This is a genomic window from Frankia tisae, from assembly GCF_025403405.1.
Taxonomy (GTDB): Bacteria; Actinomycetota; Actinomycetes; order Frankiales; family Frankiaceae; genus Frankia; species Frankia tisai.
The window spans coordinates 1-5,577 of record NZ_JANEZT010000408.1 but is presented as its reverse complement, the minus strand read 5'-3'; the positions used below and the strand labels follow the sequence as shown (position 1 = coordinate 5,577).

General features: G+C 73.4%; 6 protein-coding genes. 4 read left to right on the top strand and 2 right to left on the bottom strand.

The window, feature by feature from the left end; all coding sequences use genetic code 11:
• Positions 1-483: pyridoxamine 5'-phosphate oxidase family protein (locus tag NBZ85_RS26815; RefSeq protein WP_498041265.1), on the top strand; the 483-nt coding region annotated here is incomplete at its 5' end.
• A gap of 24 nt (positions 484-507) precedes the next feature.
• Here NBZ85_RS26815 and NBZ85_RS26810 read toward each other — a convergent pair.
• Positions 508-1,728 (bottom strand): sensor histidine kinase, encoded by a 1,221-nt coding sequence (locus tag NBZ85_RS26810; protein WP_261555779.1) that lies wholly within the window; start codon positions 1,726-1,728, stop codon positions 508-510.
• 203 nt (positions 1,729-1,931) lie between these two features.
• On the opposite strand from NBZ85_RS26810, the gene NBZ85_RS26805 reads away from it, so the two are divergent.
• Positions 1,932-2,345: a DUF7715 family protein gene (locus tag NBZ85_RS26805; RefSeq protein WP_261555781.1), complete on the top strand. Its 414-nt coding sequence runs from the start codon at positions 1,932-1,934 to the stop codon at positions 2,343-2,345.
• Between the two features lie 103 nt (positions 2,346-2,448).
• On the opposite strand, the gene NBZ85_RS26800 is transcribed toward NBZ85_RS26805, so the two are convergent.
• Positions 2,449-3,387 (bottom strand): PAC2 family protein, encoded by a 939-nt coding sequence (locus tag NBZ85_RS26800; protein ID WP_261555782.1) that lies wholly within the window; start codon positions 3,385-3,387, stop codon positions 2,449-2,451.
• 401 nt (positions 3,388-3,788) lie between these two features.
• Here NBZ85_RS26800 and NBZ85_RS26795 point away from each other — a divergent pair, with 401 nt between their 5' ends.
• On the top strand, positions 3,789-4,748 hold the full coding sequence (locus tag NBZ85_RS26795; RefSeq protein WP_261555783.1) for a hypothetical protein: 960 nt from the start codon (positions 3,789-3,791) through the stop codon (positions 4,746-4,748).
• A 10-nt stretch (positions 4,749-4,758) separates the two neighbouring features.
• The coding region (locus NBZ85_RS26790) for an NAD-dependent epimerase/dehydratase family protein (protein WP_261562832.1) at positions 4,759-5,577 on the top strand (819 nt) is incomplete at its 3' end.

The following is a 5,577-nucleotide window of genomic DNA, read 5'->3' as shown; positions in this document are numbered from 1 at the left end:
CCCGTTCCCCGCCGCCGTGTCCTGCCGCGGACGGCTCCGTCCGCGGCGTGGCAGGCTGGCGGCATGTCGAACCAGCCCGCCCGCGGGCCCGACCTGACCGGTCGTGGCGAGGAGTTCCTCGACTTCTGGCGGGAGCGCCACCTGTGCAGTCTGACCACGGTGCGCGCCGACGGCAGCGCACACGTGGTCGCCGTCGGCGCGACCCTCGACCCCACGGCCGGGATCGCGCGGGTGATCACCTCCGGCCGGTCCCGCAAGGCGCGCCTGATCGCCGCGGGGCCGTTCGAGGGAGTCGCCGCCGCGCTGTGCCAGATCGACGGGCGCCGCTGGTCGACACTGGAGGGGCTGGCGGTGGTGCGCGACGACCCGGCGAGCGTCGCCGACGCGGAGCGTCGTTACGCCCAGCGTTACCGCGAGCCGCGGGCCAACCCGCTGCGGGTCGTCCTGGAGGTGCGGATCACCCGGGTGCTCGGCAGCGTCTGACCGGTCAGGCCGATGTCTGACCGGTCAGGCCGATGCCGGCCCCGGGCCGCCGTCGGCGTCGCGCCACGGCAGTTCCACGCTGACCACCGTCGGGCCGCCGGGCGGGCTGTCGACGACCAGCACGCCGTCGAGGGCGTCCAGGCGACCCGTCAGGCCCGCCAGGCCCGTGCCGCCACGTGGATCCGCCCCGCCGACGCCGTCGTCACTGACCTGCAGCAGCAGCGTGGCGGCACCGAGGCGGCGCAGCTCGACCGCGGCGGAGTCGGCGCGGCTGTGTTTGCTGATGTTGGTGAGCAGCTCCGATGCGGTGAAGTAGACGATGCCCTCCAGGGCGGCGGCCGGGCGGCTGCCCAGCTCGACGGCGGCCCGGGTCGGCACGGTGCACCGGGCGGCCAGCGAGGTCAGGGCCGCGGGCAGGCCTCGGTCGGTGAGGATCGCGGGATGGATCCCGCGGGCGAGGTCGCGCAGTTCCTGCAGGGCGAGTTTCGCCTCGCCGTGCGCCTCGGCGACCATGCGGGCGGCGGCGTCCGGGTCGTCGGCGAGCTTCTCCTTCGCCAGTCCCAGGCCCATGGCCAGTGCGACGAGCCGGGCCTGCGCGCCGTCGTGCAGGTCGCGTTCGATCCGCCGCAGGTCGGCGGCGGCGGCGTCGGCGAGCGCGCCCCGGTCCGCCTCCAGTTCCCGGATCCGCCGTTCCACCCCCTCCGACGGGGAGAGCAGGCTGCGGATCATCGCCCGGTCGACCGCGACGAGTCCACGCGTGGCCGCGGGCAGCACCACCCAGCCCACCGTGAGCAGCAGCACCGCCGCCACGAAGCTGACGATGCCCCAGGGCAGGCGGATGAACAGGTACAGCGCGGTACGCCAGGACACCGGATCGGCCAGTGCGGCGAACATCGCGCCGAGCCCGCCGGCCCGGCGGCGCGGCCGCCGGGACGGCGCATCGACCCGCAGACCAAGCAGCGACCGCGCCCGGACCCGCTCGATGGTGCCGAACACGCGGCAGACCTGCAGGCCAAGCGCGAGTACGGGTATCCCGATCACCGTAACTACCAGGCCAGCACCGAGGGCCAGCACCGTCGTCACCCAGACGAAGCCGATAATGCTGAACGGGAGGTTTAGCAGCAGGAACAGCAGACCCCGCCAGGTTGCGGCACTCGCGGCGAGCCGCTGCTGGCGTGGTGCGGCGGACCCGGCACCTTCGGGGGCCGGGAAGGGGTCGGCCGAGGCGGCGACGGGCGCGGTCACCGGCTGCCGTCCTCCCACTGAATCTTCCCACCGGAATCGTCTCGGGCCGGTCCCCGCGGCCGGTCCGGGACGTGCGTCGAGAGTACCCCGATCATGGCTAAGGCGAGACTTTGTCGGTGGGGGATGGTTGTCTTCTCGTAGATCCGGAGGGCATCCGCTTCCCACCCGGAAGCGGTCGTGCGACCACGAGGAGCTTGGGAGTCATGAAACTTCTCACGGCCACCGCGTACGCGCAGGGCCTGCGTGTCGACGATTTCCACTGGGCGGTGGAAGGTGAGCTCGTAACCCTGCGTGTGTTCTGTGACATGCACCTGGACCGGCCGCATGGCCGGTGCGAGTGCGGCCGGGTCTTCGTCGGCCTCGGCTCTTTCTACGGAACGACGACGGCGATGGTCCGAGACCTTCCCGGAATCACGGAGACGGATTATCTGGAGGCGTTGCGCAATAGCCTGGACGCTCAGGGCTGGGATGCCCGCGACGCCGACGCGGAGGCGTCGCGCCTGCTCGCCGAGGTGGACCGCTGGCCGGTCGGGGCGATCGTCGAGCGCTTCGTGGACGGGTTGTCAGTCCGGGCGCTGTCGGACGCCGACATCGGCCGGGTGCCCGACCGCCGCTGAGTCTTCCCGGGTCGCAGGCTCGGGTCTCCCGCCGTCGTGGCCGGCGGGAGACCCGAGCGGGCCGAGGGGACGGCCAGCGAGCGGCTCGGGTGGGGCGGGTAGCTCAGGACAGCGGGTTCGGACCGCCCGGCTCGGACTGCTCGGCGAGGAAGCGCTCGAGCGCCTCACCGAGCTCATCGGCGGTCGGCAGCTTCTGCTCGGCGTCGGTCGTGGGCAGGCTGGGGCCACGCCGCCCGCGCTGGTAGGCGTCGTACTGCTCCTCCAGCGCGTGGACCAGCGCCGCGGCCTCCCCGCCCTGGGCGATCTGGCTGTTGACCTCGTCCTGGACGGCGACCGCCGCGGAGCGAAGTCCGTCCAGTGGAAGCATCAGGCCGGTCGCCTTCGACACGGACGTCAGCAGCACCTCGGTGGCCGCGGGGTAGGTCGTCTGGGCCAGGTAGTGCGGGACGTGGACGGCGAAGCCCATCGCATCCCGGCCGTCGCGGCCCAGCTCGTATTCCAGCAGGTGCCCGGCGCTGCCGGGGACCTGCAGCCGGCGCAGCCACGGCTCGTAGCCGACGACGAGCTCCTTGCTGCTGCCGTGCGCGGTGATCGTGGCGGGGCGGGTGTGTGGAACCGCCATGGGCACGGCGTTGAGCCCCACGGTGAGGCGGACGCCGAGCTGAGCCACCAGCCCGCGGACGGCGGCCGTGAAGCGCTTCCACTGCAGGTCCGGCTCGGGGCCGGTGAGCAGGAGGAACGGCGTATCCGACTCGTCGCGGAGCTGGTAGAGCGCGAGCACCGGGTCCGTGTAGCTCTCCCAGTGGTCCTCAGAGAAGATCATGGTTGGCCGGCGGGACCGGTAGTCCAGCAGCTGATCGACGTCGAACGTCGCGATTATGCGATGGTCGAGCGCGGTCAACAGGTGCTCACCGGCGAGGCTGACCGCGTTGCCGGCGTCGACGACGCCGGTCAGCGCCTCCAGCATGATCGGGCGGTGCGCGTCGATGGGGTCGTCGGACGCGTCCTCGGTGAGACTGTAGAGCTCCTGCGGATCAAGCACGATCGAGGTCCTCCTTACACCACCGGTCGCTTCCGTCACCTGAAAAGAAGCGCGGCAGGCGCCATCGGCATTCCACCGGGGCCGGGGACCACCGGACGGCGGGGCGCCGCCTGCCTCGGCCGCGTACCGGCCTGGCGCCGCCCGGGTCTCATCTTGATTTTACCCGCTTGCAGCCTCCCGCAGGGAGCAGGCAACGGAGCCGTCACAGGCTGCCGCTAAGCTCCCGGGAAAGTTTCGGCACCAACCCGGGTACCACAAGCCAGCCAACCGGCTCGGAGCGAGCGGTCCGGCCCCGCCGACCAGGGCCGTAGCCGCCCACCGAGTCCGGGACCGGGACCGGACCGGGACCGGTACCGGCGCGCTCGATCGGGCCTGCGCCGGGTGGCGAGAGGCGGCACGCAATGACGGACACGTCGACGGGAACCGGGCCTTGGGGAGGCATTCTCACCGGCCGGGGCTCCGGCAGCGCCCTCGACCAGGTCGACATCCGCCGTATCGAGGCCGTCTGCGCACCGTTGCGGTCGCTGAACACCGAGGGGCTGCTCACCGGCCTGCTCGAAGGGATCGACGGCGCCGCCGAGCTGGTCGCCCTCGTCGCCCGGTACTGCGTGCTCGACCACGCGGCGTTGCTGATCGCCGTCGACGACTTCGACGCCGCCCTGACCGCGCTGGCCTCACTCGGGATCGCGCCCAGCGCGCTGGTCCCCAGCGTCATCGTGCGGGCCCGACTGAGCGAGCGTTACGGCGTCCGGCCGGACCAGCTCGACGTGCGCCTCACCCACGCGTCGCTGCGTTCCGACGCCGGCGCCGACCGTACGGTCGAGATCTTCATGGTGCGCCGCACCCCGGAGCTGCCGCCCGGCCTCGTCGAGCAGGAGCGCGCCTTCGAGCTGGAACGGCACTTCGCGATGCGCCTGCCCGAGCCGAACCCGATCGTGATCGAGGGGCTGCGCTGGCTGCTGCGGACCCGGGCGGAGTTCCACTGGGACGGCGGCGGCTACAACCCGCACGACCGGGCCGCCGCCGGTGGGACGAGCGTGTTGTACTTCCTGCGTCTCATCCCGGACGGGCCGGGCAAGATCCGCCGGGAACGCCTCGAGGTGAAGTTCTTCGGCGACTACTCGACGATCACCAGCACCCACACGAACACCCCGCCGGCGGGCGCGGACCTGCTGCTCGACCTGCCCCGGCCGCGCGCCGGGGACGGCCGACCGGGGGTCGACGCCGCCGCCGTGGTGCGCACCGGCTGGTACGCGGTGCGCGGGATGGCCGAAGCCGGCCGCATCGCCGCCGGCCGCTGCCGGCTGCTCGGCCGGGGCCGCGGCGGGTCGTGGCGCGGCCGGGACGGTGGATCGACGTAGGCTCCCGCTGGTGAGAGTCCTGATCACCGGCGCGACCGGCAAGGTCGGCGGGGCGGTCGTGCGGGCCGCGATCGAGGCCGGCCACCAGGTGCGGGCCCTGGTCCGCGACCCGGCCCGCGCGGCACCCGGACTACCTCAGCCGGTCGACGTCGTGGTGGGAGACGTCACCGACCCGGCGACGCTGCCGGCCGCTGTGGCCGGGGTCGAGATCGTCTTCAACGCGATGGGCGTTCCCGAGCAGTGGCTGCCCGACGCCGACGCGTTCGACCGGGTCAACGTGGCCGGTTCGGTCAACGTCGCGCGGGCGGCCGTCCGCGCCGGGGTGCGCCGGCTGGTGCATACCAGCACGATCGACGTGTTCGACGCCCCACCGGGCGGCCGCTTCGACGAGACCGCGCTCGCCGCCGCCCCGAAAGGAACCCCGTACGAGCGTTCCAAGCAGCGCGCGGAGCAGGCGGTGCTCGCCGCCGCCGGGGGCGTGGAGGTGGTCATCGTGAACCCGGCGACCGTCTACGGCTTCCCGCCCTACGGTCCCATCTCGATGGAGCGCCGGATGTTCCGCCCGGCGCTGCGCGGGCTGCTGCCCGCCATCCCGCCCGGCGGGTTCGGGCTGGTGTTCACCGAGGGGCTGGCCCGCGGTCACCTCGCGGCCGCCCGCGCGGGTCGCCCCGGCGAGCGGTACATCCTCTCCGACGCCCACGTCAGCCTGCGGGAGCTGACCGCGGCGGTCGTCGTCGCAGGTGGGCGCGGTCGCCCCCCGGCCGTCACCATCCCGGCCGCGGTGGCCGCGGCGCTCGCCGCGGGCGGCGAGGCGCTGGCCCGGTTGACC